Genomic DNA, 348 nt, shown 5'->3' with positions numbered 1-348 from the left:
GTCGAGTCTCGTGGGCTCGGAGATGTGTATAAGAGACAGCAATACCGCCATCTGAAATCCCTATCCAAACCGATGGCTGCAACCGGAAAATTCGCGCACGATGTGGGTAACGCCCTGTTCGGCATCGTCGGCAACGACGGCGAGCTGGTATGCCCAGTAACCGTCTGCACGGAACAGGACGAAATCGCCGATGTCGCGGGCGAGGTTTTGGGTAATCGGCGCAGGGGAAGTCGCATCGTTTTCAAAACGGGCGATAATATGCCAATGCAAGTTCGGCACGACATTGCCTAAGCTGGCGAGGTTGATTTTTTCCGGCCGGAACACTTGGCGCATCTGTCTCTTATACAC

At 54.9% G+C, this 348-nt stretch carries 2 pseudogenes; both read right to left on the bottom strand.

The window, feature by feature from the left end:
* Window positions 1-93 precede the first annotated feature (93 nt).
* A pseudogene (locus ACRPFF_RS11755) lies at window positions 94-210 on the bottom strand (tRNA glutamyl-Q(34) synthetase GluQRS); the annotation flags it as partial.
* Window positions 187-348: pseudogene (locus ACRPFF_RS11750) on the bottom strand (HIT family protein); the annotation flags it as partial. The pseudogenes ACRPFF_RS11755 and ACRPFF_RS11750, both read right to left, overlap by 24 nt.

Source organism: Neisseria sp. SLRRB23, assembly GCF_050896295.1.
Lineage (GTDB): Bacteria > Pseudomonadota > Gammaproteobacteria > Burkholderiales > Neisseriaceae > Neisseria.
Note: the sequence above shows the minus strand (reverse complement) of the source record. Positions and strands in the feature narration are given on the sequence as shown.